This window comes from Streptomyces sp. SP17BM10, assembly GCF_036322405.1.
Taxonomy (GTDB): Bacteria; Actinomycetota; Actinomycetes; order Streptomycetales; family Streptomycetaceae; genus Kitasatospora.
The window spans coordinates 144,252-168,781 of record NZ_JAQYXB010000577.1; the positions used below are offsets into that span (position 1 = coordinate 144,252).

The following is a 24,530-nucleotide window of genomic DNA, read 5'->3' on the forward strand; positions in this document are numbered from 1 at the left end:
GAGGGACCGACGGCGTTCCGGCGCCGCCGTGAGCGGGTCGATCAGCAGTCCCGGAGTTCCTCGGACTGGTTCAGCAGCTGCTCCCGGACGGACGTGAAACGGTCGAACCGCGCCTCGTTGGCGTCGGACGGCAGGAACACCGCCACCCGGTGACAGTTCTGGAAGGCCAGCCGGACCCCGAAGTGCCGCTGAAGGGCACCCCGGATGGCGTCGCTGGCGAGCGCCCGCAGGAGCTGGCCGCGGGCCTGCTCGCTGGGCGGCGGTACCTGATTGTCTGCGAAGTCGGTGCCGTCGACCTTGGCCTGGGCGACCAGCGAGCTGATCAGGTTCCAGGCGTACGGCAGCGAGACGCGGACGCAGTCGACGAATTCCCGCTCGTCGACCTCGCCCCGCTCGGCCTTTTCGAGCAGGGCCGGTGAGACGTCGAGCGACATGGATTCTCCTCTCGCGGACCACCCGCGCGCGGCGCGCGGGTGGTGGTGCGTGGTCCGAAGCTCACAGTGAGGGTGGGCGACATCGCACGGGATGTCCGGAACAGCGACGGAACGGCTGTTTCCGGCACCGTTTCCGGCACCGTGCGAAGGTGCGGCGGCGCCACTGGACGTAACGTCCCGGACACCGACCGCGCTCAGAACAGCGTGGCAGTCAACGGCGGGCCAGGCCGGTGGTTCCTGGGGATTGCTCCGTAAATACGCCGTGGTGCACCAGAATGGCCGGATCCTGTCGGATCGTTCATCTGAAGTCTCCATCCCCGTTGACAGCGGCTCCGCACGCATGCCGTCACACACGGTAGCGACCTCAGCGTAGGGGCGCCAGACCGCGGGGGGACATCCCCGGAACCGCCGAACCTCCATGGTCGCGGGGTTCGCGCTTCCTTCACCCCGTCGTCGCGGAATCGCATCAACTGGCCCCGGTGGGCTAGCGTGGTCGACCGTGCGTCTCGTAATTGCCCGCTGCTCAGTCGACTATGCCGGTCGGCTCTCCGCCCATCTGCCCTCCGCCACCAGGCTCATCCTGGTCAAGGCCGACGGCAGCGTCAGCATCCACGCCGACGACCGCGCCTACAAGCCGCTCAACTGGATGTCCCCGCCGTGCGCCCTCAAGGTGGCCGACGGGGTCTGGACGGTGGAGAACAAGGCCGGCGAGAAGCTCATCATCACCCTGGAGGAGGTGCTGCACGACTCGTCCCACGAGCTCGGGGTCGACCCGGGCCTGATCAAGGACGGCGTCGAGGCGCACCTCCAGGAGTTGCTGGCGGACCGCATGGAGGTGCTCGGCGCCGGCTGGTCGCTGATCCGCCGCGAGTACCCGACGGCGATCGGCCCGGTCGACATCCTGTGCCGCGACTCCGACGGGGCGACGGTCGCCGTCGAGATCAAGCGCCGCGGCGAGATCGACGGCGTCGAGCAGCTCACCCGCTACCTCGAACTCCTCAACCGGGACCCGCTGCTGGCCCCGGTCAAGGGCGTCTTCGCCGCGCAGGAGATCAAGCCCCAGGCCCGCGTGCTGGCCACCGACCGGGGCATCGGCTGCGTGGTCCTGGACTACGACGAGCTGCGCGGCATCGACGACGACAAGCTGAAGCTGTTCTGACGCCTCAGCCCGTCGGCTTCGCCGTCGGGCTGCCCGATCCCGTCGGTGCCGGCGTCGTCGGCTGGGACGAGGACGACGGGCTCGGGGTCGAGGTCGTCGGCGAACTGCTCGGCGCCGACGGCTGACTCGAGTGCGTCACGGACGGCTGCTGCGGCCCCGGCTGCGCCGGCGGCTGCGGGTCCCCCGGAGCGGGCGGCTGCGGCTGCTGCGGGGCGCCCGACTCGGTCGCACCGGGCGAGCGGCTCGGCTTCTTCGACGCCGTCGCCGAGGCGGACGCCGACGCGGACGGCGAATGCGTCGCACTGCCGCTCGCCGAGGGCTCCGAGCTGGTCCCGTTCGCCGCCGGACTGGCGCCCGCGGCGTCCGCGCCCGCGGGCGTGGCGGCGCCGGAGCTGGAGCGCGGCAGCGGGACCTGCCCCCCGGTGCCGGTGTCGTCCTGGTCGAGCCGGGTGTGCGGGTCGTTGGTCCGCTGCTCCCCCGGCCCGGTGACGCTCATCGCCACCGCCGTGCTGAGCACCCCGAGCGTGAGCACCGCCGCCGACGCGACGACCACCCGCCGCCGCCTGCCCGAACGCAGCCCGGACGGCACCCTGGCCGCGATCTTGCGGATCACCGGACCGCGCGCGGGCGCCGCCGCGGGCTGGGCGCCCGGCAGTTGGCGGCCCTCGGCCCGCAGCAGGTCGAGCATCCGGCGCGCCGCCGCGACGCCCCGCTGCTCGCCGACGACGGCCCGCAGGGTGAGCGCGGTCTCCAACTCGGCGATCGCCTGGGACGGTTCCTGCGCGCAGATCGCGTAGACGCCCAACTCGTGGTGGAACCAGGCCTCGTCGGCCTTGGAGGCGGTCCGCCGGGCGGCCTCCAGACCGAGCTGCAGCGCCCGCTCCCAGGCCCCCCAGCGCAGCGACAGCGCCAGTGCCGGAGCGGCGGCCCTGGCCAGCCGGACGACGGCCTCGTGGCGTCCGGCGGTGCGGTCGGCCAGCAGGACGCCGATCACCACCTCCGCCTCGGCCGCGATCTGCCCGAGCGACACCGAGCTGTGCCCGACCCACCAGGCGAAGTGCTGCGCCGCGCCGTCGACGCTGCCGCGCGCCGGCCAGTGCGGGAGGAGGAGTTCGAGCGCCCCGGCGGTCAGCCGGTGGTGGCCGCCGATCGACACCGCGAGCCCGGCGTCGGCTAGTTCGGCGAGCGCGCTCTCGCCCTGGCCGACGTCGATCAGCGCGGGCAGGTGCGGCGCCGTCGGGCACTCGCCGCCGAGCGCCACGGCGAGCCGCAGCACGGCCTGCGCGGGCTCGCTCAGCCCCTCCGCGAGGCGGACCGCGGGCGAGGCGGTCTCGGCGACGGACGGCAGCGGCACGGTCCGGCGCAGCGCGCCCTCGCGGACGGCCGGGTCGGGGTCGGTGACGGGCCCCTCGACCGCGCCGAAGACGTCCAGTCGGTCCTCCTCGGCGGCGACCAGCGCGTCCACCGCGACGTCCCGCTGGCGCAGCAGCGCGGCCGCCTGGACGAAGCGCAGCGGCAGTCCCTCGGACTCGAACCAGAGGTCGACCGCCCAGGCCTTCTCGGCGACGTCCAGCGGCCGCCCGGCCAGCCGGGCGGCGAGCGCCAGGCAGGCGGCGCGGGAGAGTCCGGCGACGGGGTGGTCCTGGAGCCGGGAGCCGGCCGGCAGCGGCGGGGCGGCGGAGTCGACGGAGATCAGGAAGGCGCAGCGGGGGGCGGCGGAGAGCAGGTCCTCCAGCTCGGTGCCGGAGGGTTCGGCGCCGTCGATCACGACGATCGCGCCGACGTCGGCGAGGTGCGCGGCCAGCTGGCCCGGGTCGGGGCGGTAGCCGGGGGCGTGGTGGGTGGCGGCGAACAGCTCCTGGAGCACGTCGGCGGCGGTGCGGCGGTGGCCGCAGAGCTGGACGACGCCGCCGGGGGCGAGGTCGGCGGCGGCCTCGGCGACGGCCGACAGCAGGGCGCTGCGACCGGAGCCGGCCTGGCCGACCAGGCGTATCGAGCGGCCCTCGGCGAGCAGGCCGAGGAGTTCGGCGACGTCCGCCTCGCGGTCGAGCAGCGGCAGGTCGGCCGGGCCGGCGCCGAGGGCGAGCGGGCCGACCGCCCGCTCGACGCCGCCGACGGGTCCGCGGGCGGGCTCGCTGCGCAGCACCCGGCGGGGGCGCGGGCGCCACTCCTCGGGGCAGGGCCGGGCCTCGGAGCCGTCCGGTGCGCCGACGCCCACCAGCAGAGCGCCGGAGACCAGCTCGCCACTGCGGGCGCGGACGGCCTCCTGCCGGAACTCACCGGATGGCTGTGCCACGTTCTGCTCCGCATCGTGCTCGGCCGCCGGCGTGCCGCGCCGGCCGGCTGACGTCTCGGTCGCGGCCGTGCGCGGGACCGGGCGGGCATGGCCCGGCGCCGACGGCCGTCTTCTGACGGGCAGACTCTCGCACATCCGGCCGCGCGCGTGCAGCACGGTCCGGTCACACGCGCCGCACGGGGGCTTCGTGCGCCCCCGGAGCGGTCGCGCGGAACGCCGTGCGGCGTGCGGCGTGCGCTCAGAGACCGACCCCGTGCGCCTCGGCGACGCCGCCGTCCACCGCGAGGATGCGGTGCAGCTTGGTGGCCACCAGCAGGCGCTGGAGCTGGGCCGGGACGGAGCGCAGCACGAGCCGGCGGCCGATCCGGCCGGCCCGGCGGTGGGTGCCCATGATGACGCCGAGGCCGGTGGCGTCCCAGAACTCCAGCCGGGCGAGGTCGAGCACGAGGTCGCCGAGGCCGGTGTCCACGGCCTGGTGGAGCCGGACCCGCGCGTCGGCGGCGGTGCGCACGTCGAGGCGGCCCTCGATGGCCAGCGCCCTGTGGTCGCCGGTGATGCGCATGCTCTCCTCCTCCTTCGCCCGGCCGGTCGTGGTGTCGGGGGTGTGGGTCCGCCCCGGCCGCGCCGGGCCGGGGAGCGGGGTGCCGCCCGGGCGGGCCGTGGCCCCTCGCCCGGGGTCGGCCTCGGCGTCGACGCGCCCGGGGCCGGCCACTCCTCGTTCGAACCTGGGCCCCTCATCTGACGGCGAACCAGCACCGCAGGTTGCTGGTTGCGGTCAGATCTGAAGCAACTTCACTCGTCCGAGGGAATATACGCAGGTAGTCTCCACACCTACGCTCGATTACCGCCCAAATCACCCGTCTGCGGCACCCGGCGTGAGGAAACTCACCCGCCCCGGGCGGGGCGGCCGTACGATGCTCCGATCGCCCGGCCCGCCCGTCCCGACGGCCTCGTGGGTTACTTGCCCTCGTGGCCGTAGAAGCCGCGGCCGCTCTTGCGGCCGAGGTCGCCGGCGGTGACCATGCGGGCCATGACCTCCGGGGCGGCGAACTTCTCGTCCTGGGTCTCCTCGTAGATGTTGCGGGCGGCGTGCAGCAGGATGTCGACGCCGGTCAGGTCGGCGGTCTCCAGCGGGCCCATCGGGTGGCCGAAGCCGAGGCGGCAGGCCTTGTCGATGTCCTCCGCGGTCGCCACGCCCGTCTCGTACAGCTTGGCGGCCTCGACGACCAGGGCGGTGATCAGCCGGGTGGTGACGAAGCCGGCCACGTCGCGGTTGACCACCACGACCTCCTTGCCGACGCCCTCGGCGAAGGCGCGGGCGGTGGCCAGCGTCTCGTCGCTGGTCTTGTAGCCGCGGACCAGCTCGACCAGCTTCATCAGCGGCACCGGCGAGAAGAAGTGCACGCCGATGACGGACTCCGGACGCTGGGTGGCGGCGGCGATCCGGGTGATCGGGATGGCGGAGGTGTTCGAGGCGAGCACGGCGCCGTCCTTGGCGAGCTTGTCGAGCTCGCGGAAGACGGCCTCCTTGACTTCCAGCTTCTCGAACACGGCCTCGACCACGATGTCGGCCCCGGCGACGGCGCCCAGGTCGGTGGTGGTGGTGATCCGGCCGAGGGCGGCCTCGGCGTCCTCCGCGCTCATCCGGCCCTTGGCGACGAACTTCTCGTACGAGGAGCGGATGCCGGCGAGGCCGCGCTGCAGCGCCTCGTCGGTGACGTCCCGCAGCACCACCGGGTGGCCGGCCTGGGCCGACACCTGGGCGATGCCGGCGCCCATCAGGCCGGCACCGATCACGGCGATCTGCTTGCTGGACGCATTGCTCATGGCGGGTCTCCCGATGCCGTCGCCGCCTCGCGGGCGGGCCCTGAAAGCGGCTCGGGGCAGGGGTCACCGCCAAGAGCCGCGTCGCTCATTCTCCCGCCTCGCTCGCGCTCGACGGTCGCTCCGGCGAAGCGCGCCCCCTGATCGGTTCACTCGCTCCGCTCGTTCACGCGGGGACTCTAATGCCCATTTCGTCCGTGCAATAGCAATCGGGAGTGTGATCTGCAACTGACCTGGTCAGGTGAACCAATTCGCCCACGGCACCCACGGGCACCGACCGGCACCGACACGTCTGATGGTCAGATCGCCAATCCGAGGTCCTGCGCCAGGATCGCCGCCTGCACCCGGCTGCGCAGCCGCAGCTTGGCGAGGATCCGGCTGACGTGCGTCTTCGTGGTCGCCTCCGCCATCGCGAGCCGGGCGGAGATCTCCCCGTTCGACAGCCCGGCGCCGATGCAGGCCAGCACCTCGCGCTCGCGCGGGGTGAGCCCGGCCACCGCCTCCCGGGTGTCCGGCCCCACCGCCCGGTCGGGCCGGGCGAAGGTGCCGATCAGCCGCCTGGTCACCGAGGGCGCCAGCATGCCGTCCCCGCGCGCCACCGTCCGGATTCCCTCGACGAGGGTGTCCGCCTCCAGGTCCTTGAGCAGGAACCCGGCCGCGCCGGCCCGCAGCGCGCCGTACACGTACTCGTCCAGGTCGAAGGTGGTCAGCACGAGCACCTGGGCCGCCCCGGCGGCCACCACCTCGCGGGTCGCCGAGACCCCGTCCAGGCGCGGCATCTGCACGTCCATCAGCACCACGTCCGGCCGCAGCTCCAGGGCCAGCCGGACGGCCTCCTCGCCGTCGGCGGCCTGCCCGACCACCTCGACGTCCGGCTCGGCCCGCAGGATCATCACCAGCGCCGCCCGCACCGCGGCCTGGTCCTCGGCCACCAGCACCCGAATCGTCACGCGCGCCCCTCGTTCCCTTCGCTCCCCTGCGCGTGCGGCAGCACCGCGCGCACGCTCCAGTTCCCGTCCTGCGGCCCCGCCTCGAAGCTGCCGCCGAGCAGCCCGGCCCGCTCCGACATGCCCACCAGCCCGGCCCGCGCCCCGGGCAGCCCGCGGCCCTCCTCGGCGCGGTACGGGCTGTCGACGGCGATCCGCAGCTCCTGCGCCCCGAAGTCCAGCCGCAGCCGCACCAGGCCGGGCCCGGCGTGCTTGAGCGCGTTGGTCAGCGACTCCTGCACGATCCGGTACGCGGCCAGGCCGACCGGCACCGGCACCTCGACGCGCTCGCCGTGCTCGCTCAGCTCGAACTCCAGTCCGACGTCCCGGCCGGCCGCGCGGGCCTTCGTCAGCAGCGCGTCCACCGCCGCGAGGTCGGGCGCCGCGTAGGACTCGTCGGCCTCTCCCCCGCCGCTGTCCCGGAGCAGTCCGATCATGCGACGCATTTCGGCCAATCCTTGGACGCTGTTCTCCCGGATCACCGCGAGCACCTCGACCAGCGGGTCGTCCTCGGCCCGCCGCTGGCGCCGGGCGACGGACTGCGCGCCGGTCGCGTGGATCGCGATCGCCGACAGGTGGTTGGCCACGACGTCATGCAACTCCCTTGCCATCCTGGACCGTTCGGCGACGACGGCCTCGCGTCGGTCCATCTCGGACAGCAGCGCGGTCTGTTCGGCGCGCAGCCGCTCGGTCTCCGCCTCCTGCCGGTGCTTGCGCACCACGTCCCCGGTCCACACCGGCGCCAGGAAGACCAGCGAACTGACCACCACCACCAATAGCCCGGACGGCGTGCCGCCGTAGATCAGCGCCAGGGTCGAGAGCACCAGCACGGTGACCCCACCGGTCAGGTGCAGCACGCGCGACATCCGGGCGGTGCCGTAGATCACCGCCGCGTACAGCAGATCGGTGTACATGATGGTCGTCGCCAGCAGGCTGCCCGCGAGGATCCCGCCCGCGAAGGCGAGCCCGCCGAGGGAGACCGCCAGGACCGGCCTGGTCCGCCGGACGAGTTCCAGCGCGGACATCACCAGCAACGGCGCCACCACCGCCGGCAGCGGGATGTCGTCGGGCCGGTCGTACACCTTGAAGACGATCAGCACCGCACCGCCGAGCAGCCCGCAGAGGGCGATCAGGCGGTCCAGCGCGCGCGGTGGCAGGGACGGACGGAGCACGCTCCCATCTCACCATCCCCGGCGGACCGTCCTGATCCGGTGCGCGGAGGATCCGGCTACATCGAAAGATGCACGCGGGGACGGCACTCCACGACGACGACGCGGACGCGGACGCGCACGAGGCTGGAACCACCGCCGAACAGTCCGGGAGAAGAACGTGATCGTCACCCTCATCGTCGCGGCCGAGATCTCCTGGTGGCTGGTGCTCGGCCTCGGTCTCGGCGCCCGCTACCTCCTGCGGTGGCGCCGCACCAGCACCGTGCTGCTGATCGGCCTGCCGGTGGTGGACCTCGCGCTGTACGCGCTGACCGTCCTGAACCTGCGGGGCGGCGCCGAGGCGAGCTGGATGCACGCGCTGGCGGCGAGCTACGTCGGCTTCTCGGTCGGCTACGGGCCCTCGCTGGTCGCCTGGGCCGACCGGCACTTCCTGCACCGCTTCGCCGGCGGCCCCAAGCCGCTGCCCGCCCCCGAGTACGGCCCGGAGCGGACCGCGCACGAGTGGCGGATCGCCCGGCGCACGGTCGTCTCGGCCGCGATCACCCTGAGCCTGATCGGCCTCCTCGTCCCGCTCTCCGGCGGCAGCGCCCACTTCGGGACCTTCGCCCAGTGGTACTGGAAGCTGGGCATCGCCGCCGTCGTCAACCTCGTCGTGGCCGGCTGCTACTCGATCTGGCCCAAGGAGGCGCCGGCCGGCGTGACGGTCGTCGACGGCCGGCCGGTCGAGCGGCCCGCCCCGGAGAAGGCCCCGCTGCCCTGATCGGCGCTAGCGGTTCTCCCCCGGCACCCACAGGACGTCGCCGCGCTCCTTGTTGGCCGCCCGGGCCAGGATGAACAGCAGGTCCGAGAGCCGGTTGAGGTACTTGGCGGTCAGCGGGTTGACGGTGTCCCCGTGCGTCTCGATCGCCGCCCAGGTGGCCCGCTCGGCCCGCCGCACCACCGTGCAGGCCAGGTGCAGGTAGGCCGCGCCGGGCGTGCCGCCGGGGAGGATGAAGCTGCGCAGCTTCTCCAGCTGCTCCAGGTAGTGGTCGCAGTCGCCTTCGAGCCGGTCGATGTAGGACTGCAGGACCCGCAGCGGCGGGTACTCGGGGTTCTCGACGACGGGCGTCGCGAGGTCCGCGCCGACGTCGAACAGGTCGTTCTGGATCCGGGTGAGCACGGTGACGACGTCCTGCGCCAGCGCCCCCGCGGCAATGGCCACGCCGATCGCCGCGTTCGCCTCGTTGGTGTCGGCGTACGCGACCAGGCGCGGGTCGGTCTTGGTGGTCCGGCTCATGTCGCCGAGCGCGGTGGTGCCGTCGTCGCCGGTACGGGTGTAGATGCGCGTCAGATTGACCATGCGGCCAGACTAACCGGGCCGGTCAGGCGACGTTGACCCGCTGTCCGGGCGGGGCCGCCTCCAGCCAGGCCAGGAAGCCGGTGAGCGCGTCCTCGCTCATCGCGAGCTCCAGCGGGGCCCCGTTGTGCAGGCAGCGCAGCACCACCGAGCCGGAGAGCAGGGCGAGCTCCTCCTGGCCCTCCGGGTAGCGCCGGCCGAGCACCTCGATCTCCCGGCGCGGGAGCACCTTGCGCGGGCGCGGGGCGTACGAGAAGACCCGGAACCACTCGATCGAGTCGCCGCTGTACCGGCCGATACCAAAAACCCACCCCTTGCCGTCGGTCTGGGGGACCGGGGCCGAGGTGGGTTTGCCGTTCTCGTCGAGGTCGGGCTGCGTCGAGGCGTCGGCGGGCATTTTGAGCCGGTAGCTGCAGTCGAACGTGCCGCCCACCCGCTGGATGAGGCGGCGCCGTACCGCGAACGCGACCAGGCCGATCACACCGAGTGCCACGACCGCCGCACACACCACGAGGGCGAGGACCATGCTCACCTACCTCCTCGCTACCCGCGTTCCCCGTATCGGTCGTACAAGGCGACCGCGTTGACCTACCAACTGAGACGACAGTCCCGGGGTCACGCTCGCGCGTCCCCGGGACAGTCGGTCGACCCCGCCGAGGCGGGGTCCGGCGTACTCAGACGTGCGCCTTGAGGCCGCGCGCCGCGAACAGGCGCACCTCGGCGCGACGCTCGGCGTGCGCGTCCAGGTCGGACTTGGCCTGCTCCAGCGCGCGCTCGGCGCGGGCGACGTCGATCTCGTCCGCCAGCTCGGCGATCTCCGCGAGCAGAGACAGCTTGTTGTCGGCGAAGGAGATGAAGCCGCCGTGCACCGCGGCGACGACGGTGCCGCCGTCCACCGTGCGGATGGTGACCGGGCCGGTCTCCAGCACGCTCAGCACCGGGGTGTGACCCGGCATGATGCCGGTGTCACCGGAGGCCGTACGGGCGACGACGATGGTGGCCGCACCGGACCACACCTTGCGGTCGGCTGCGACCAGCTCGACGTGCAGCTCAGCCAACGTGGGCTCCTAGGCTCATGCAACCCCCGATCACTCGGGAGTTTCGGTAAGAATAACGGCCCCGCGCCCCCGGCATGAAACCGGCGGCACGGATTTGACCGGAATCACAGCCGATGCGACGTGAGGGGTGGGCCCCAGGCTCGGGGGCCACCCCTCACGGTCACTCTGCTGCTACCGGCCGCGATTACTTCTTCGCCAGCTCGGCGGCGTTCTTCTCGAGGTCCTCGATGCCACCGCACATGAAGAAGGCCTGCTCCGGGACGGTGTCGTACTTGCCGTCCGCGATCGCGTTGAACGCCTCGATGGTCTCCGACAGCGGAACGGTCGAGCCGTCGACGCCGGTGAACTGCTTCGCCACGTAGGTGTTCTGCGAGAGGAAGCGCTCGATGCGACGGGCGCGGTGCACCGTGATCTTGTCTTCCTCGGACAGCTCGTCCATACCGAGGATGGCGATGATGTCCTGCAGGTCCTTGTACTTCTGCAGGATCCCCTTGACGCGGACGGCCGTGTCGTAGTGGTTCTGCGCGATGTACCGCGGGTCGAGGATGCGGGACGTGGAGTCCAGCGGGTCGACGGCCGGGTAGATGCCCTTCTCCGAGATCGGGCGCGACAGAACGGTGGTCGCGTCCAGGTGGGCGAAGGTGGTGGCCGGGGCCGGGTCGGTCAGGTCGTCCGCGGGGACGTAGATCGCCTGCATCGAGGTGATCGAGTGACCGCGGGTCGAGGTGATGCGCTCCTGCAGGAGGCCCATCTCGTCGGCCAGGTTCGGCTGGTAACCCACCGCGGAGGGCATGCGGCCGAGCAGGGTCGACACCTCGGAACCGGCCTGGGTGAACCGGAAGATGTTGTCGATGAAGAGGAGCACGTCCTGCTTCTCGACGTCACGGAAGTACTCCGCCATGGTCAGCGCGGAGAGCGCGACGCGCAGACGGGTGCCCGGCGGCTCGTCCATCTGGCCGAAGACCAGCGCGGTCTTGTCCAGGACGCCCGAGTCGACCATCTCGTGGATGAGGTCGTTGCCCTCACGGGTGCGCTCGCCGACGCCGGCGAACACCGACACACCACCGAAGTTCTCGGCGACGCGGTAGATCATCTCCTGGATCAGAACGGTCTTGCCGACACCGGCACCACCGAACAGACCGATCTTGCCACCCTGGACGTACGGGGTGAGAAGGTCGATGACCTTGATGCCGGTCTCGAACATCTCGGTCTTCGACTCGAGCTCGGCGAAGTTCGGGGCCTTGCGGTGGATGGGCCACCGGACCTCGACCTGCGAGTCGAACTCGGCCTTGTCGACGTTCAGCACCTCGCCGAGGGCGTTGAAGACCTTGCCCTTGGTGATCTGGCCGACCGGCACCGAGATGGCGGCACCCGTGTCGGAGACCTGAGCGCCACGGACCAGGCCGTCGGTCGGCTGCATCGAGATGCCGCGGACCAGGCCGTCGCCGAGGTGCTGGGCGACCTCGAGGGTGAGGGTCTTCTTGCCCGAGCCGTCGGGGTTGTCCACCTCGACGTGCAGGGCGTTGAACATCTCCGGAATAGCGTCGACGGGGAACTCCACGTCGACGACCGGGCCGATGACCCGCGCGACGCGGCCCGTCGCCGTGGTCGGCTCAACAGTGGTGGTCATACTCATTCGCTCCCGCGGCTAGCGTCGGCGAGGGCGTTGGCACCGCCGACGATCTCGCTGATTTCCTGGGTGATCTCGGCCTGACGGGCCGAGTTGGCAAGCCGCGTGAGCGACTTGATGAGCTCGCCGGCGTTGTCCGTCGCGCTCTTCATCGCGCGCCGACGTGCGGCGTGCTCGGAGGCGGCCGACTGCAGCAGCGCGCTGTAGATCCGGCTCTCGACGTACCGCGGCAGCAGCGCGTCGAGGACGCCCTCCGCCGACGGCTCGAAGTCGTACAGCGGGAAGATCTCCGTCTTGGCCGACTGGTCGCCCTGCTGGACCTCGTCCAGCTTCAGCGGCAGCAGCCGGGCCTCGACCGCGTTCTGCGTGAGCATCGAGACGAACTCGGTCGACACGATGTGGATCTCGTCCACGCCACCGGTCTCGGCCGTGAAGGCCTCGATCAGCTCGGCCGCGACGGCCTTCGCGTCACCGTAGCCCGGCTTGTCCGAGAAGCCCGTCCACGACTGGCCCACCGCGAGGTTGCGGAAGGTGTAGTAGGACAGACCCTTGCGGCCCACGATGTAGGTCACGACGTCCTTGCCCTCGCCGCGCAGGCGCTCGGAGAGCACCATCGAGGCCTTGATGGCGTTGGACGAGTAACCGCCGGCCAGGCCGCGGTCCGCCGTGATCAGCAGGACGGCGGCGCGGGTGGCGTTCGGGTTCTCGGTGGTGAGCGGGTGCTTGGCGTTGGACCGGGTGGCCACCGCCGTCACCGCCCGGGTGAGCTCATCGGCGTACGGGGTGGAGGCGGCCACCGCGCGCTGCGCCTTGCCGATGCGCGCCGCGGAGATCATCTCCATCGCCTTGGTGATCTTCTTCGTCGCGGTGACAGAGCGGATCCGGCGCTTGTAGACCCGAAGCTGTGCTCCCATGGGTCGTTACGTCCTTTCCCTCGTTACCGGACTCAGGCCTGCTCGCCGAGGAGCTTGCCGTCGGCGGTGGTGAAGCCCTGCTTGAAGGCGGCGATCGCGCTGGTGAGAGCGTCGATGGTGCCGTCCTCCAGCTTGCTGGTCTCGACGATGCCGGCCAGCAGGTCCTTGTGCTGAAGGCGCAGGTGGTCCAGGAACTCGCGCTCGAAGCGGCGGATGTCCGCGACCGGGACGTCGTCCAGCTTGCCGGTGGTGCCGGCCCAGATGGAGACGACCTGCTCCTCGACCGGGAACGGCTGGTACTGGCCCTGCTTCAGCAGCTCGACCATGCGCGCACCGCGCTCCAGCTGGGCCTTGGAGGCCGCGTCCAGGTCGGAGCCGAAGCCGGCGAAGGCCTCCAGCTCGCGGTACTGGGCGAGGTCCAGGCGCAGACGGCCGGCGACCGACTTCATCGCCTTGATCTGGGCCGAGCCACCGACGCGGGAGACCGAGATGCCGACGTTCACGGCCGGGCGGATGCCGGCGTTGAACAGGTCGGACTCCAGGAAGCACTGGCCGTCGGTGATGGAGATGACGTTGGTCGGGATGTACGCCGAGACGTCGTTGGCCTTGGTCTCGATGATCGGCAGACCGGTCATCGAGCCGGCACCCAGCTCGTCGGAGAGCTTGGCGCAGCGCTCCAGCAGGCGGGAGTGCAGGTAGAAGACGTCACCCGGGTAGGCCTCGCGGCCCGGCGGGCGGCGCAGCAGCAGGGAGACGGAGCGGTAGGCCTCGGCCTGCTTCGACAGGTCGTCGAAGATGATCAGGACGTGCTTGCCGTCGTACATCCACTCCTGGCCGATGGCCGAACCGGTGTACGGGGCGAGGTACTTGAAGCCGGCCGGGTCGGAGGCGGGAGCGGCCACGATCGTGGTGTACTCCAGCGCGCCGGCCTCCTCCAGGGCGCCGCGGACGGACGCGATGGTGGAGCCCTTCTGGCCGACGGCGACGTAGATGCAGCGGACCTGCTTCTTCGGGTCGCCCGAGCGCCAGTTGTCGCGCTGGTTGATGATCGTGTCGATCGCCACGGCGGTCTTGCCGGTCTGGCGGTCGCCGATGATCAGCTGGCGCTGGCCGCGGCCGATCGGGGTCATCGCGTCGATGGCCTTGATGCCGGTCTGCATCGGCTCGTGGACCGACTTGCGGACCATGACGCCGGGGGCCTGCAGCTCCAGGGCGCGGCGGCCGGTGGAGGCGATCTCGCCCAGGCCGTCGATCGGGTTGCCCAGCGGGTCCACGACGCGGCCGAGGTAGCCGTCGCCGACCGGCACGGACAGGACCTCGCCCGTGCGGCGCACGGTCTGGCCCTCTTCGATGCCGCCGAACTCACCGAGGATGACGACACCGATCTCACGGGTGTCGAGGTTCAGCGCGAGGCCGAGCGTGCCGTCCTCGAACTTCAGCAGCTCGTTCGCCATGACCGAGGGGAGACCCTCGACATGCGCGATGCCGTCCGCCGCGTCAGTGACCGTGCCGACCTCTTCCACAGAAGCGGCGTCCGGCTGGTACGACTGGACAAAGTCGGCCAGCGCGTCCCGGATCTCCTCCGGACGGATCGTAAGCTCCGCCATCAGGCTTCCCTGCTCTCCTAGTTTGCGATCCTCGGCCCGCCATTGAGGGCCGCAAGTATTCGACTCTCGGCCGGGTCTGCCGAACCGGCCGTACGATGTGCCGGCTCCGTTGGGAGCCGGTTTCCCGACCGAGGGTCGGATGTGCTGCTTGGGTGCTCAGCCTTCGAGCGACTGGCGAGCGCCTTCGAGACGGCTCGCCACGGTGCCCTCGATGATCTCGGCGCCGATCTGCACCCGGACACCACCGACGACCTCGGGGTCGACGTCGATGTTCAGGTGGACCTGGCGGCCGTACATCCGGCCCAGAGCACCGGACAGGCGCTCCTTCTGTGCGTCCGACAGCGGCACCGCGGTGGTGACCAGGGCCACCACCCGGCCGCGACGCGCGGCGGCGAGCTTCGAGTAGGACTCGAGGCCCTGCTCCAGGCTACGGCCACGCGGCGCGTTCACCAGGGCGGTGACCAGCCGGACGGTGCCCGCGTTGGCGCGGCCGCCGAGCAGCTTCTTGATCAGCCCCGCCTTGGCGGCGGTGCCGGCCTTCGGCTCGGTCAGCGCGGCGCGCAGCTCGTGCGAGCCGGCCACGACGCGGCCGAAGCGGAACAGCTCGTCCTCGACGTCGTCCAGCGCGCCCGCCTTGTCGGCGGCGATGACCTCGGCGTACGCGGCGAGCTGCTCGGTCGCGTCGACCAGGTCGCGCGAGCCGGACCAGCGCGAGCGGACCAGGCCGGCCACCAGGTCGGCGGTCTCGCCGGAGACCTGGCCGGTCAGCAGCGAGGAGACCAGCTGGGCCTTGTCCTGCCCCGACCGGGACGGGTCGGTCAGGACGCGGCGCAGCGACACCTCGCGGTCCAGCAGGACCGTGACGGCGGTGAGCTCCTCGGCGAGCTTGACCGCGTCCACCGAGGTGGAGTCGGTCAGGCTCTCCAGGTTCTGCCGCCCGGCGGCGAGGGCCTCACGGCTTGCGCCGATCACTTGGCCGCACCCTGAGCAACGGCGGCCTTGGCCTCCAGCTCGTCCAGGAAGCGGTCGATGACTCCGCTCTGGCGGGCGTGGTCCTCGAGGGACTCACCCACGATGCGGGAGGCCAGCTGGGAGGCCAGCGAGCCCACGTCCTGGCGCAGGGCGGCAGTCGCCTGCTTCTTGTCGGCCTCGATCTGCGCGTGGCCGGCGGCGACGATGGCCTCGCGCTGACGCTGGCCCTCCTCGCGCATCTCGGCGAGCTGGGCGGCACCCTGCTCGCGAGCCTGCTCGACGATGCGGGCAGCCTCGTGACGCGCCTCGGCGAGCTCGGCGCGGTACTGCTCAAGCAGGGCCTGGGCCTCCGCCTGAGCGGCCTCGGCGCGCTCCATCCCGCCCTCGATCGCGTCCCGGCGCTCCGACAGCACCTTCTCGATGCTGGGGAGGAGCTTCTTGCCGAGCAGACCGAAGACGATGAAGAAGCAGAGCAGGCCGATGATGATCTCGGGCCACGCGGGGAGGAGAGGGTTCATCTTCTCCTCGGCCGCGAGCTGGACGATCGCCATGCTCATATCTGGACCTTCCTCAGAAAGGGTCTACGGCGGATTACTTGTTGCCGAAGACGAACGGCATGACGATGCCGATGAGGGCGAGCGCCTCGGTCAGCGCGAAGCCGATGAACATGTTGGAACGGATGAGACCGGCAGCCTCGGGCTGGCGGGCCATGGCCTGGACACCGTTACCGAAGATCAGACCGACGCCGATGCCGGGGCCGATGGCGGCGAGGCCGTAGCCGATGGAGGCGACGGAACCGTAGACAGTGCCCTCAGCGATGAAGCTCATTGACGTGTGTCCTTTGCAGGGGTGGTGAACCGGTGGTGATTGGCCACCGGGCGATCCGGGATGTGGTTCGGGTCGGGGCCGAAGCCCCCTGGCTCAGTGCGACTCTTCGAGGGCACCGGCGATGTAGCTGCTGGCCAGCATCACGAAGATGTAGGCCTGCAGGAACTGGACCAGCAGCTCGAAGGCGGTCAGCGCGACGGCCACGATGAAGGAGGCCGAGCCGTACAGCGCGCCCAGGGTCGGGCTGAGCAGGTACCAGGAGGCGATGGAGAACATCACGATCAGCAGGTGGCCGGCGAACATGTTCGCGAAGGCTCGGACCGCGAGCGTGAAGGGGCGCACGAAGATGTTCGAGAAGAACTCGATCGGCACCAGGATGAACATGACCCAGCCGGGGATGCCCGAGGGCCAGCAGAGGTTCTTGAATCCGCCGACGAAACCGTGCTTCTTGAAGGTCAGCGTCATGTAGGTGATCCACACGACCGCCGCGAGGCCGGCCGGGAACGCGATCGCCGCCGTGACCGGGAACTGCGCGAAGGGGATGATCGACATGATGTTCATCAGCCAGATGAAGAAGAACATCGAGACGAGCATCGGGACGTACTTCTCGCCCTTCTTGCCGATCGTCTCCAGCACGATGGAGCGCTTGACGAAGTCGTAGCCGATCTCCGCGACGAGCTGCATCTTGCCGGGGACCAGGCGGGGCTTGGCGAAGGCGGCCCAGAAGAAGACGACGACAAGCACTGCGACGATCATCGACAGCAGCATCGGCTTGTTGAAGTAGAAGCTGCCGATCGTGAAGATCGGCTTGAAGTCGAACTCGTTCAGGCCCGGAGCCGGGAAGCCGCAACCAGCGTCCCCGAAGTGGCAACTGCCTGAGGCGAGGGACATGAGTGGTTCAGCACTCACCACGGACTCCTTCGTCGTGACGCATGGTTACGGCAACCTCGGTGTGTCGGCGTGGCCTGCGACCACGGAGCGGCACTGGAACTTGATGGGTTTCTCGCGGATCCTGCGCGGCGGTGCGCTGCACTGCTGCGGGATCATCGAAGACTGCGCGGATCCGGGGGGCGATCCGTCCACTGTCAGGACAGACCTGGCCTCTTCCCGTACTCCGTTGTTGCGACGGACGATAGCAGCCCGTCAGTGGCGCATAAACACCGCCCCCCTCGTTGGGGGGACAGTCGGGGCTCGTCACTGTTGACGTCCCGAGCCGGAGGACTTGTCGTCCTTCTTTTCGGAGGCGTCGGGGACGACGTAGAAGGTCTTGGCCTTGAGTGCGCCGCGCACCTGGAAGCCCGTCCAGACGAGGGCGCAGCCGAGCAGGGTGAAGGCGAAAGCCTGCCGGTTGAAGAGTTCGGTGTCCTTGAAGACCGCGAGGACGATGCCCACCAGCAGGATCTGGGTCGTGTACACGAGCAGGGCCGCGGCCATCATGATGTGCGGGTTCGACCTGGTCAGCCGGTCGAGCGCGACCTGGCCGAAGCTGAAGAACGCCATCACGAGCAGCGCGCCGAACAGGGCGCCGAGCAGAGCCTTCCCACCGGCGACGGGGAACGAGATCGCCATGGCGATGATCCCGGCGACCGCAGTGGGAATCGCGGCGCCTCGGAGGATCCGGGCGTCGGTGGACGGCATGTCGGCAGCTCCGGCGGCATGTCGGTGTTACGGGGACGGGGCAGAACACTCGGTGGGGGCACCGGACCGAGGGGCCGCCGCCGGGCCGCCCGCTGGAGCGGCGGGCCCGTCGAGGGAGACCGACCGGGGACGGAAGTCCTCCACCTGTCAGGTCTTTCGGCGTGTTCTCGGTACTCGTGAACGGTATCACAAACTATTTGATGAGAGCTTTACCATGATTGTGTGGCTCCTGTCACACTGACGGAGCAAGAGTGCCGCCGAACGGGTGAAGCCATCCGGCGTAACGTCAATTCCCTTGCTAGCGCCGCCCGGTGGCCCGGCCGTGGTGTTCGGAGGAGGCCGAGGAGCCCTGGCCGGCTTCACCCAGAAGTTGCTTGTCCTTGGCCGACAGTTCAGCCATCGGACCGGAGGGCTGCCGGCGGTAGCGCGGCGGCACGAAAGCCTGCACCGCACGGGGGGCGCGCGGGCGGAACCGCGGCGTGAGGAGCACGACCAGGCCGACCAGGCAGAGCCCGGCGAGCGTCAGCACCACCGTGCGGCCGGTGTTGGTGACCGAGAACGCCACCGTGCCGAAGGCGATCAGCGCCGCCCAGAAGTACATGATCAGCACGGCCCGGCTGTGCGAGTGCCCGACCTGGAGCAGCCGGTGGTGCAGGTGGCGCTTGTCCGCGGCGAACGGCGACTGGCCCGCCCAGGTGCGGCGCACGACGGCGAGCAGCAGGTCGGCCAGCGGCAGCGCGATGACCGTCAGCGGCAGCAGCAGCGGGATGTAGATCGGCACGAGGGCGTGGACGGTGGCGGTCTGCGAACCGGTCTCGTTGTTGATCAGGTCCGGGTCGACCCGGCCGGTGATCGAGATCGCGGCGACGGCCAGCATCAGGCCCAGCATCATCGAGCCGGAATCGCCCATGAAGATCCGCGCGGGGTGCATGTTGTGCGCCAGGAAGCCCAGGCACATGCCGATCAGCAGCACGCTGAACAGCACGGCCGGGGCGGCGTCGGTGATCGCGTAGCCGTACCAGAGCCGGTAGGAGTACAGGAAGAACGCCATCGCGGCGATGCAGACCATGCCGCCGGCCAGGCCGTCGAGGCCGTCGATGAAGTTCACCGCGTTGACCATGACGACGACCAGCGTCACCGAGATGACCATGCCCTGGGTGGGGCTGACCGCGACCGCGCCGACGCCGGGCACCGGGAGGGTGATCACCGTGACGCCCTGCCAGACCATCACGCCGGCGGCGATCATCTGGCCACCGAGCTTGACCAGGGCGTCCACGCCCCACTTGTCGTCGAGCACACCGAGCAGCCACATGATCCCGGCGCCGGACAGCAGCGCGCGGATGTCGGTGCCCTGGGTGAACACCTTGCTCAGGTTGTCGAGTTGGGAGGCGACCAGGATGCCCGCGCACAATCCGCCGAACATCGCGATGCCGCCGAGCCGCGGGGTGGGCTCGCGGTGCACGTCGCGGGCCCGGACCGGCGGCATGGCGCCGGCCGCGATCGCGAACTTCCGGACCGGGCCGGTCAGCAGGTAGGTGACGGCCGCGGTGGTGAACAGCACCAGCAGATACTCACGCACCACTGGCCTCCTGCGTCACTGTCCTGCGGGAAGGTACCCAAGGTACTCCCGTGCCTGTCCGGGGTTCGAGGTGCGTCGCCACGGCACACACCTTATTGAGTCGGACGCCGTGGGCGTGCATCGCGGTTCGCCCTACCGGGTAGGAGGGCCGGATACGTCGCCGTGCGCCCGCCTCGCTGCGTCCGGCGGTCGCTCCGCGAAGCGCGCACCTCCCGATCGGTTCTCTCGCTTCGCTCGTTCACCGCTGATCGGCGAAGGCGAGGGCCAGTTCCCGCACCCTCGCGCCGACCGACGCGACCGCGTCCCCGGCGAGCAGCCGCCCGATCAACCCGGCGATCTCCGCGAGCTCCCGCTCGCCCATCCCCTGTGTGGTCACGGTACCGGTGCCGAGCCGGATCCCGGAGCCCTCGGAAGGCGGCGCGGAGTCGTACGGGAGGGCGCTCTTGCCCAGCAGCAGCCCGGCCGCCGCGCAGCGCCGCTCCGCCTCGGCCCCGGTGACGCCGAGCGGGCGCACGTCGGCCGTCACGAGGTGGGTGTCGGTCCCGCCGGTCAACGGGCGCATGCCGACCTGTGCGAGCCCCTCGGCGAGCACACGCGCCCCGGCGACCGTCCGCCGCGCGTACTCCCGGTAGTCGGGCGTCGCCGCCTGCGCGAACGCCACGGCCTTGCCCGCCACCTCGTTCATCGCCGCACCGCCCTGGCTGAACGGGAACACCGCCCGGTCGATCCGCTCGGCCAGCTCCGCGGTGGACAGCAGCAGGCCGCCGCGCGGCCCGCGCAGCAACTTGTGGGTGGCCGCCACCGTGACGTCCGCGTACGGCACCGGGGAGGGCGCCGCACCGGCCGCGATCAGGCCCGTGGTCTGCGCGACGGAGGCGATGAGGTAGGCGTCCACCTCGTCGGCGATCTCCCGGAAGGCGGCCCAGTCGGGGTGCCGGGGGTGGGAGATCGAGCCCGCCACGATGGCCTTCGGCCGTACCCGGTGGGCGAGTTCGCGCACCTGGTCGAGGTCGATGAGCCCGTCGTCCTCGCGCACGCCGTAGCCGGTGAAGGCGAACCACCGGCCGGAGAAGTTCGCCCGCGAGCCGCAGCTCAGGTGCCCGCCGTGCTCCAGCGACATCGCCAGCACGCCGTCGCCGGGCCGCAGCAGCGCCGCGTAGGCCGCCAGCATCGCCGAAGTCGCCGACCGCGGCTGCACATTGGCGTGCGGGGCGGCGAACAGCTCGCGCGCCCGGTCGATCGCGAGGAGCTCCGCGGCGTCCGCGAGCGCGCAGCCAGTGTGGTGGCGCCGTCCGGGGTACCCCTCGGCGTACTTGTCGATCAGCGGGCCGCCCAGGGCCGCCAGGACGGCCGGTGAGGTCAGGTTCTCCCCTGCCAGCAGCTGGACCGTCTCGGCCCGCCGCTCGGCCTCCGCGGCCAGCAGGTCGGCCAGCTGGGGATCGGCCCGGTGCAGCGCCTCGGACGCCCAGGGGCGCCCCGTCGTCGTGGTCGTGCCGGAGGCGGCGTCGGTGACGGTCATGGCGGTGCTCCCGGGCGCTACGGGGGTCGGTCCCTCCAGCGTAGGACCGGGCCCCCCGGCCGGCTCGCCGACGCGGGCCGGGTGCACCCGGGCGGGCGCGCGGAGGTGCTCCGAAGGACCAGCGGCCAGTGCCGCGGCCCTAGCGCGCGGCGACGCCGGTGAGCGCGGTGACCACCGGGTCGACCGCGTGGAATATCTCCTCGCCGCAGTTGCGGAACATGCCGATCGGCGCCCCGTACGGGTCGTCCACCTCGTCGGACTCCGGGGTGGCGGCCAGCAGCCAGCCGCGCAGCGCGGCGGCGGCCCGCACCAGCGCGCGGGCGCGTTCGGTGACGTCCGCGCCGCAGCGCGGGTCGGGCAGGGTGCCCGGGTCTATCGTCCGCACCAGCCGGGTGAACTCCTTCAGCGTGAAGGTCCGCAGCCCCGCCTCGTGGCCCATCGAGATCACCTGGGCGCGGTGGTCCAGGGTCGCGGTGAGCACGAGGTCGGCCTCGACCACGTGCTCGTCCAGCAGCTCCCGGCCGGTGAAGCCGCCGCTGTCGGCGCCGTACTCGTCGAGCACGGTCGCGGCGTGGTCCTCCATCGGCGCGCCCACGTGACCCCAGGTGCCGGCGCTCTCCACCAGGATCCGCCCGGCCACCCGGGGGCTGAGCCGGGTGTCGAGCTCACGCCGGGTCAGCCGCTCGGCGATCGGCGAGCGGCAGATGTTGCCGGTGCAGACGTACAGGATCCGGAAGTGGTCCAGCGGCCTGGGTCCCACGCTCAGGTACGGCGCTATGCCCGGACCGGCGTGGAGCGAGGCGGTGGGTGTCAACTTCCGGCCTCCAGGTCGGGGACGACCTCCCTCAGCTGCTCGACGCTGATCGCGCCGGCCCGCAGCAGGACCGGGACCTTGCCCGTGACGTCGACGATGGACGAGGCGGTCGCGTGGTCGGCCTGGCCGCCGTCCAGGTAGACCGAGATGGCGTCGCCGAGCTGCGCCTGCGCCTCGTCGCAGGTGGCCGGGGACGGGCCTCCGGTCTTGTTGGCGCTGGAGACGGCCAGCGGGCCGGTGGTGTTCAGCAGCTCGATGGCGACCGGGTGCAGCGGCATCCGGACGGCGACGGTGCCGCGGGTCTCGCCGAGGTCCCAGCGCAGCGAGGGCTGGTGCTTGGCGACCAGGGTGAGGCCACCGGGCCAGAAGGCGTCGACGAGCTCCCAGGCCTGCTCGGAGAAGTCGGTGACCAGGCCGTGCAGGGTGGTCGGGGAGCCGACCAGGACGGGCGAGGGCATGTTGCGGCCCCGGCCCTTGGCGGCCAGCAGCGCGGCCACGGCCTCCGGCGAGAACGCGTCGGCGCCGACGCCGTACAGGGTGTCGGTGGGCAGCACGACGAGTTCGCCGCGGCGGATCGCGGAGGCGGCCTCCCGCAGACCGGTGGCGCGGTCCCCGGCATCGGCACAGTCGTAGCGGCGGCTCATCGGTGCGGTCCCCTTCCGGAGTGGCTCATGACGTTCACGGCGCGGCCGGTCACAACGACGCCTTGCGGGCGGTCGTGAAGCGCGGCCGGTTGTTCAGGTCGCGGTGGTCGGCGGTGTCCGTCCAGCCGCGTTCCTCGTTGAAGATCCACGGCACCTGGCCGCCCTGCTGGTCGGCGTGCTCGATCACCACCGCGCCGCCCGGACGCAGCAGTCGGGCGGCCACCCGCTCGATGCCGCGGATGGTGTCCAGGCCGTCCTCGCCCGAGAACAGCGACATCTGCGGGTCGTGGTCGCGGGCCTCGGGGGCGACGTACTCCCACTCCGTGAGCGGGATGTACGGCGGGTTGGAGATGACCAGGTCGAAGCGGCCGTCCCAGGAGCGGTCGTCGGCGAAGGCCTCGGTGGCGTCGCCGGCGTGCAGGGTGACGCGGGCCCGGTCCGGGCTGGCCTCGATGTTGCGCCGGGTGTACTCCAGCGCGCCCTCGTCGAGTTCGAAGGCGTGCACGGTCGAGCGCGGCAGCTCCTGGGCGAGCGCGAGCGCGATGGCGCCGGAGCCGGAGCACAGGTCGACGACCAGCGGCTCGGCGACGTCCATGTCGCGGACGGCGTCTATGGCCCACTCGACGACGCTCTCGGTCTCCGGCCGGGGCACGAACACCCCGGGGCCGACCGCCAGCTCCAGGTAACGGAAGAACGCCCGCCCGGTGATGTGCTGGAGCGGCTCGCGCGCCTCCCGGCGGGAGACGGCCTCCCAGTAGCGGGCGTCGAAGTCCGCGTCCTTCACCGTGTGCAGCTGGCTGCGCTTGACGTTGTGGACGTAGGCGGCGAGCTCCTCCGCGTCGAAGCGCGGCGAGGGCACGCCGGCCGCGGCCAACCGCTGGGTGGCCTGGGCCACCTCGGCGAGCAGCAGGTTCATCCGTACGACCTCTTGTTTCTGCGCTCCGGCTGCGGGGTTGTCCGGCGCTGGGGCGCCGGTCTCAGTTCTGTTGGGCCGCGGCGAGCTTGGCCGCCGCGTCCGCGTCGACGCAGGACTGGATCACCGCGTTGAGCTCGCCGTCCAGGACCTGGTCCAGGTTGTACGACTTGAAGCCCGTGCGGTGGTCCGAGATGCGGTTCTCGGGGTAGTTGTACGTGCGGATCCGCTCGGAGCGGTCCACCGTGCGGACCTGGCTGCGGCGGGCGTCCGAGGCCTCCCGCTCCGCCTCCTCCTGCGCGGCCGCGAGCAGGCGCGAACGCAGGATGCGCATCGCCTGCTCCTTGTTCTGCAGCTGGCTCTTCTCGTTCTGGCAGGACGCCACGATACCGGTCGGCAGGTGGGTGATCCGGACCGCCGAGTCGGTGGTGTTGACCGACTGGCCGCCGGGGCCGGACGAACGGTAGACGTCGATGCGCAGGTCGTTGGCGTGGATCTCGACCTCGACCTCCTCCGCCTCGGGGGTGACCAGCACGCCCGCCGCGGAGGTGTGGATGCGGCCCTGCGACTCGGTGGCCGGCACGCGCTGCACGCGGTGCACGCCGCCCTCGTACTTCAGCCGGGCCCAGACGCCCTGGCCGGGCTCGGCGTTGCCCTTGGTCTTGACCGCGACCGAGACGTCCTTGTACCCGCCGAGGTCCGACTCGTTGGAGTCGATGATCTCGGTCTTCCAGCCGATCCGCTCGGCGAAGCGCAGGTACATCCGGAGCAGGTCGCCGGCGAACAGCGCGGACTCCTCGCCGCCCTCGCCCGCCTTGATCTCCAGGATGACGTCCTTGTCGTCGCTCGGGTCGCGCGGCACGAGCAGCAGCCGCAGCTCCTCCGTGAGCTCCTCGCGACGCCGCTCGGAGGCCTTCGCCTCGGCGATGAACTCCCCGGCTTCCTCCGAATCAGCGGTCTCGGCGGCGAGTTCGCGGGCCGCCTCGATGTCCTCGCCGGCCTGTCGCCACTCCCGGTAGACCCGGGTGATCGGGGTCAGCTCGGCGTACCGCTTGGCCAGCTTGCGGGCGTTGGCCTGGTCGGCGTGGACGGACGGGTCGGCCAGCCTCTTCTCGAGGTCGGCGTGCTCGACGAGGAGCTCTTCGACTGCCTCGAACATGGGGGTGGCCTTCTTCCCGGGGATCGGATGGAGTGGTGAGACGCGAACGGC

The 24,530-nt window shown here is 71.4% G+C and carries 25 protein-coding genes; 2 read left to right on the top strand and 23 right to left on the bottom strand.

Going from position 1 to position 24,530, the window contains the following annotated elements:
• Positions 1 to 41: 41 nt before the first annotated feature.
• On the bottom strand, positions 42 to 434 hold the full coding sequence (locus PUR71_RS17640; RefSeq protein WP_329927961.1) for an SCO5389 family protein: 393 nt from the start codon (positions 432 to 434) through the stop codon (positions 42 to 44).
• A 499-nt stretch (positions 435 to 933) separates the two neighbouring features.
• On the opposite strand from PUR71_RS17640, the gene nucS reads away from it, so the two are divergent.
• Entirely contained in the window at positions 934 to 1,593 is a 660-nt protein-coding gene (gene nucS / locus PUR71_RS17645; protein ID WP_329927962.1) for an endonuclease NucS, read from the top strand.
• A gap of 4 nt (positions 1,594 to 1,597) precedes the next feature.
• On the opposite strand, the gene PUR71_RS17650 is transcribed toward nucS, so the two are convergent.
• The 5 genes from PUR71_RS17650 to PUR71_RS17670 all read right to left on the bottom strand — a co-directional run bounded on the left by PUR71_RS17650 (position 1,598) and on the right by PUR71_RS17670 (position 7,871).
• Positions 1,598 to 3,889: an ATP-binding protein gene (locus PUR71_RS17650; RefSeq protein WP_329927963.1), complete on the bottom strand. Its 2,292-nt coding sequence runs from the start codon at positions 3,887 to 3,889 to the stop codon at positions 1,598 to 1,600.
• A 238-nt stretch (positions 3,890 to 4,127) separates the two neighbouring features.
• Positions 4,128 to 4,451: an STAS domain-containing protein gene (locus PUR71_RS17655; protein ID WP_329928150.1), complete on the bottom strand. Its 324-nt coding sequence runs from the start codon at positions 4,449 to 4,451 to the stop codon at positions 4,128 to 4,130.
• Positions 4,452 to 4,846: 395 nt separating this feature from the next.
• Entirely contained in the window at positions 4,847 to 5,716 is an 870-nt protein-coding gene (locus tag PUR71_RS17660) for a 3-hydroxyacyl-CoA dehydrogenase family protein (RefSeq protein ID WP_329927964.1), read from the bottom strand.
• Between the two features lie 296 nt (positions 5,717 to 6,012).
• On the bottom strand, positions 6,013 to 6,663 hold the full coding sequence (locus tag PUR71_RS17665; protein WP_329927965.1) for a response regulator transcription factor: 651 nt from the start codon (positions 6,661 to 6,663) through the stop codon (positions 6,013 to 6,015).
• Positions 6,660 to 7,871 carry a sensor histidine kinase gene (locus PUR71_RS17670; protein WP_329927966.1) on the bottom strand — a complete coding sequence of 404 codons (1,212 nt, stop codon included), beginning with the start codon at positions 7,869 to 7,871 and terminating at the stop codon, positions 6,660 to 6,662. Before PUR71_RS17670 ends, PUR71_RS17665 begins: the two co-directional genes overlap by 4 nt.
• Before the next feature lie 157 nt (positions 7,872 to 8,028).
• Here PUR71_RS17670 and PUR71_RS17675 point away from each other — a divergent pair, with 157 nt between their 5' ends.
• Positions 8,029 to 8,628: a hypothetical protein gene (locus tag PUR71_RS17675; RefSeq protein ID WP_329927967.1), complete on the top strand. Its 600-nt coding sequence runs from the start codon at positions 8,029 to 8,031 to the stop codon at positions 8,626 to 8,628.
• 6 nt (positions 8,629 to 8,634) lie between these two features.
• Here PUR71_RS17675 and PUR71_RS17680 read toward each other — a convergent pair whose 3' ends face one another.
• The 17 genes from PUR71_RS17680 to prfA form a co-directional block, all read right to left on the bottom strand.
• Positions 8,635 to 9,207 carry a cob(I)yrinic acid a,c-diamide adenosyltransferase gene (locus PUR71_RS17680; protein WP_329927968.1) on the bottom strand — a complete coding sequence of 191 codons (573 nt, stop codon included), beginning with the start codon at positions 9,205 to 9,207 and terminating at the stop codon, positions 8,635 to 8,637.
• A gap of 22 nt (positions 9,208 to 9,229) precedes the next feature.
• Positions 9,230 to 9,730 (bottom strand): DUF2550 domain-containing protein, encoded by a 501-nt coding sequence (locus PUR71_RS17685; protein WP_218201846.1) that lies wholly within the window; start codon positions 9,728 to 9,730, stop codon positions 9,230 to 9,232.
• 148 nt (positions 9,731 to 9,878) lie between these two features.
• Positions 9,879 to 10,262: a F0F1 ATP synthase subunit epsilon gene (locus PUR71_RS17690; RefSeq protein WP_329927969.1), complete on the bottom strand. Its 384-nt coding sequence runs from the start codon at positions 10,260 to 10,262 to the stop codon at positions 9,879 to 9,881.
• A 184-nt stretch (positions 10,263 to 10,446) separates the two neighbouring features.
• Entirely contained in the window at positions 10,447 to 11,892 is a 1,446-nt protein-coding gene (atpD, locus tag PUR71_RS17695; RefSeq protein ID WP_329927970.1) for a F0F1 ATP synthase subunit beta, read from the bottom strand.
• A gap of 2 nt (positions 11,893 to 11,894) precedes the next feature.
• Positions 11,895 to 12,806 carry a F0F1 ATP synthase subunit gamma gene (locus tag PUR71_RS17700; RefSeq protein ID WP_329927971.1) on the bottom strand — a complete coding sequence of 304 codons (912 nt, stop codon included), beginning with the start codon at positions 12,804 to 12,806 and terminating at the stop codon, positions 11,895 to 11,897.
• 32 nt (positions 12,807 to 12,838) lie between these two features.
• Complete coding sequence (gene atpA / locus PUR71_RS17705) at positions 12,839 to 14,413, bottom strand: F0F1 ATP synthase subunit alpha (protein WP_329927972.1); 1,575 nt, start codon at positions 14,411 to 14,413, stop codon at positions 12,839 to 12,841.
• Between the two features lie 156 nt (positions 14,414 to 14,569).
• A complete protein-coding gene (locus PUR71_RS17710) occupies positions 14,570 to 15,385 on the bottom strand; it encodes a F0F1 ATP synthase subunit delta (RefSeq protein WP_329927973.1) in 816 nt (271 codons plus the stop codon).
• Positions 15,382 to 15,942 (bottom strand): F0F1 ATP synthase subunit B, encoded by a 561-nt coding sequence (locus PUR71_RS17715; protein ID WP_329927974.1) that lies wholly within the window; start codon positions 15,940 to 15,942, stop codon positions 15,382 to 15,384. The genes PUR71_RS17710 and PUR71_RS17715 overlap by 4 nt, the downstream gene beginning before the upstream one ends.
• 34 nt (positions 15,943 to 15,976) lie before the next feature.
• Positions 15,977 to 16,213, bottom strand: a complete 237-nt coding sequence (atpE, locus tag PUR71_RS17720) for an ATP synthase F0 subunit C (protein ID WP_329927975.1) — start codon at positions 16,211 to 16,213, stop codon at positions 15,977 to 15,979.
• A 93-nt stretch (positions 16,214 to 16,306) separates the two neighbouring features.
• Positions 16,307 to 17,104 (bottom strand): F0F1 ATP synthase subunit A, encoded by a 798-nt coding sequence (gene atpB, locus PUR71_RS17725; protein ID WP_329928151.1) that lies wholly within the window; start codon positions 17,102 to 17,104, stop codon positions 16,307 to 16,309.
• A 303-nt stretch (positions 17,105 to 17,407) separates the two neighbouring features.
• Positions 17,408 to 17,851, bottom strand: a complete 444-nt coding sequence (locus tag PUR71_RS17730) for a hypothetical protein (RefSeq protein ID WP_329927976.1) — start codon at positions 17,849 to 17,851, stop codon at positions 17,408 to 17,410.
• Positions 17,852 to 18,149: 298 nt separating this feature from the next.
• On the bottom strand, positions 18,150 to 19,430 hold the full coding sequence (locus PUR71_RS17735; protein WP_329927977.1) for an MraY family glycosyltransferase: 1,281 nt from the start codon (positions 19,428 to 19,430) through the stop codon (positions 18,150 to 18,152).
• A gap of 238 nt (positions 19,431 to 19,668) precedes the next feature.
• Positions 19,669 to 20,949, bottom strand: coding sequence for a serine hydroxymethyltransferase (glyA, locus tag PUR71_RS17740; RefSeq protein WP_329927978.1), 1,281 nt, complete (start codon positions 20,947 to 20,949; stop codon positions 19,669 to 19,671).
• Positions 20,950 to 21,088: 139 nt separating this feature from the next.
• On the bottom strand, positions 21,089 to 21,727 hold the full coding sequence (locus tag PUR71_RS17745; RefSeq protein WP_329928152.1) for an arsenate reductase/protein-tyrosine-phosphatase family protein: 639 nt from the start codon (positions 21,725 to 21,727) through the stop codon (positions 21,089 to 21,091).
• A gap of 32 nt (positions 21,728 to 21,759) precedes the next feature.
• Complete coding sequence (locus PUR71_RS17750) at positions 21,760 to 22,407, bottom strand: L-threonylcarbamoyladenylate synthase (RefSeq protein ID WP_329927979.1); 648 nt, start codon at positions 22,405 to 22,407, stop codon at positions 21,760 to 21,762.
• 49 nt (positions 22,408 to 22,456) lie between these two features.
• Entirely contained in the window at positions 22,457 to 23,323 is an 867-nt protein-coding gene (prmC, locus tag PUR71_RS17755; RefSeq protein WP_329927980.1) for a peptide chain release factor N(5)-glutamine methyltransferase, read from the bottom strand.
• A gap of 61 nt (positions 23,324 to 23,384) precedes the next feature.
• Positions 23,385 to 24,479 carry a peptide chain release factor 1 gene (prfA, locus tag PUR71_RS17760; RefSeq protein WP_329927981.1) on the bottom strand — a complete coding sequence of 365 codons (1,095 nt, stop codon included), beginning with the start codon at positions 24,477 to 24,479 and terminating at the stop codon, positions 23,385 to 23,387.
• Positions 24,480 to 24,530: the final 51 nt, after the last annotated feature.

What these genes read in the sequence shown, in the direction of transcription:
- PUR71_RS17660 (WP_329927964.1), bottom strand. Translation starts at nt 5,716, where the DNA reads ATGAGCAATGCGTCCAGCAAGCAGATCGCCGTGATCGGTGCCGGCCTG.
- PUR71_RS17655 (WP_329928150.1), bottom strand. Translation starts at nt 4,451, where the DNA reads ATGCGCATCACCGGCGACCACAGGGCGCTGGCCATCGAGGGCCGCCTC.
- prmC (WP_329927980.1), bottom strand. Translation starts at nt 23,323, where the DNA reads ATGAACCTGCTGCTCGCCGAGGTGGCCCAGGCCACCCAGCGGTTGGCC.
- PUR71_RS17640 (WP_329927961.1), bottom strand. Translation starts at nt 434, where the DNA reads ATGTCGCTCGACGTCTCACCGGCCCTGCTCGAAAAGGCCGAGCGGGGC.
- glyA (WP_329927978.1), bottom strand. Translation starts at nt 20,949, where the DNA reads ATGACCGTCACCGACGCCGCCTCCGGCACGACCACGACGACGGGGCGC.
- PUR71_RS17685 (WP_218201846.1), bottom strand. Translation starts at nt 9,730, where the DNA reads ATGGTCCTCGCCCTCGTGGTGTGTGCGGCGGTCGTGGCACTCGGTGTG.
- atpE (WP_329927975.1), bottom strand. Translation starts at nt 16,213, where the DNA reads ATGAGCTTCATCGCTGAGGGCACTGTCTACGGTTCCGTCGCCTCCATC.
- PUR71_RS17715 (WP_329927974.1), bottom strand. Translation starts at nt 15,942, where the DNA reads ATGAGCATGGCGATCGTCCAGCTCGCGGCCGAGGAGAAGATGAACCCT.
- prfA (WP_329927981.1), bottom strand. Translation starts at nt 24,479, where the DNA reads ATGTTCGAGGCAGTCGAAGAGCTCCTCGTCGAGCACGCCGACCTCGAG.
- atpD (WP_329927970.1), bottom strand. Translation starts at nt 11,892, where the DNA reads ATGACCACCACTGTTGAGCCGACCACGGCGACGGGCCGCGTCGCGCGG.
- PUR71_RS17730 (WP_329927976.1), bottom strand. Translation starts at nt 17,851, where the DNA reads ATGCCGTCCACCGACGCCCGGATCCTCCGAGGCGCCGCGATTCCCACT.
- PUR71_RS17700 (WP_329927971.1), bottom strand. Translation starts at nt 12,806, where the DNA reads ATGGGAGCACAGCTTCGGGTCTACAAGCGCCGGATCCGCTCTGTCACC.
- atpA (WP_329927972.1), bottom strand. Translation starts at nt 14,413, where the DNA reads ATGGCGGAGCTTACGATCCGTCCGGAGGAGATCCGGGACGCGCTGGCC.
- PUR71_RS17680 (WP_329927968.1), bottom strand. Translation starts at nt 9,207, where the DNA reads ATGGTCAATCTGACGCGCATCTACACCCGTACCGGCGACGACGGCACC.
- PUR71_RS17750 (WP_329927979.1), bottom strand. Translation starts at nt 22,407, where the DNA reads ATGAGCCGCCGCTACGACTGTGCCGATGCCGGGGACCGCGCCACCGGT.
- atpB (WP_329928151.1), bottom strand. Translation starts at nt 17,104, where the DNA reads ATGTCCCTCGCCTCAGGCAGTTGCCACTTCGGGGACGCTGGTTGCGGC.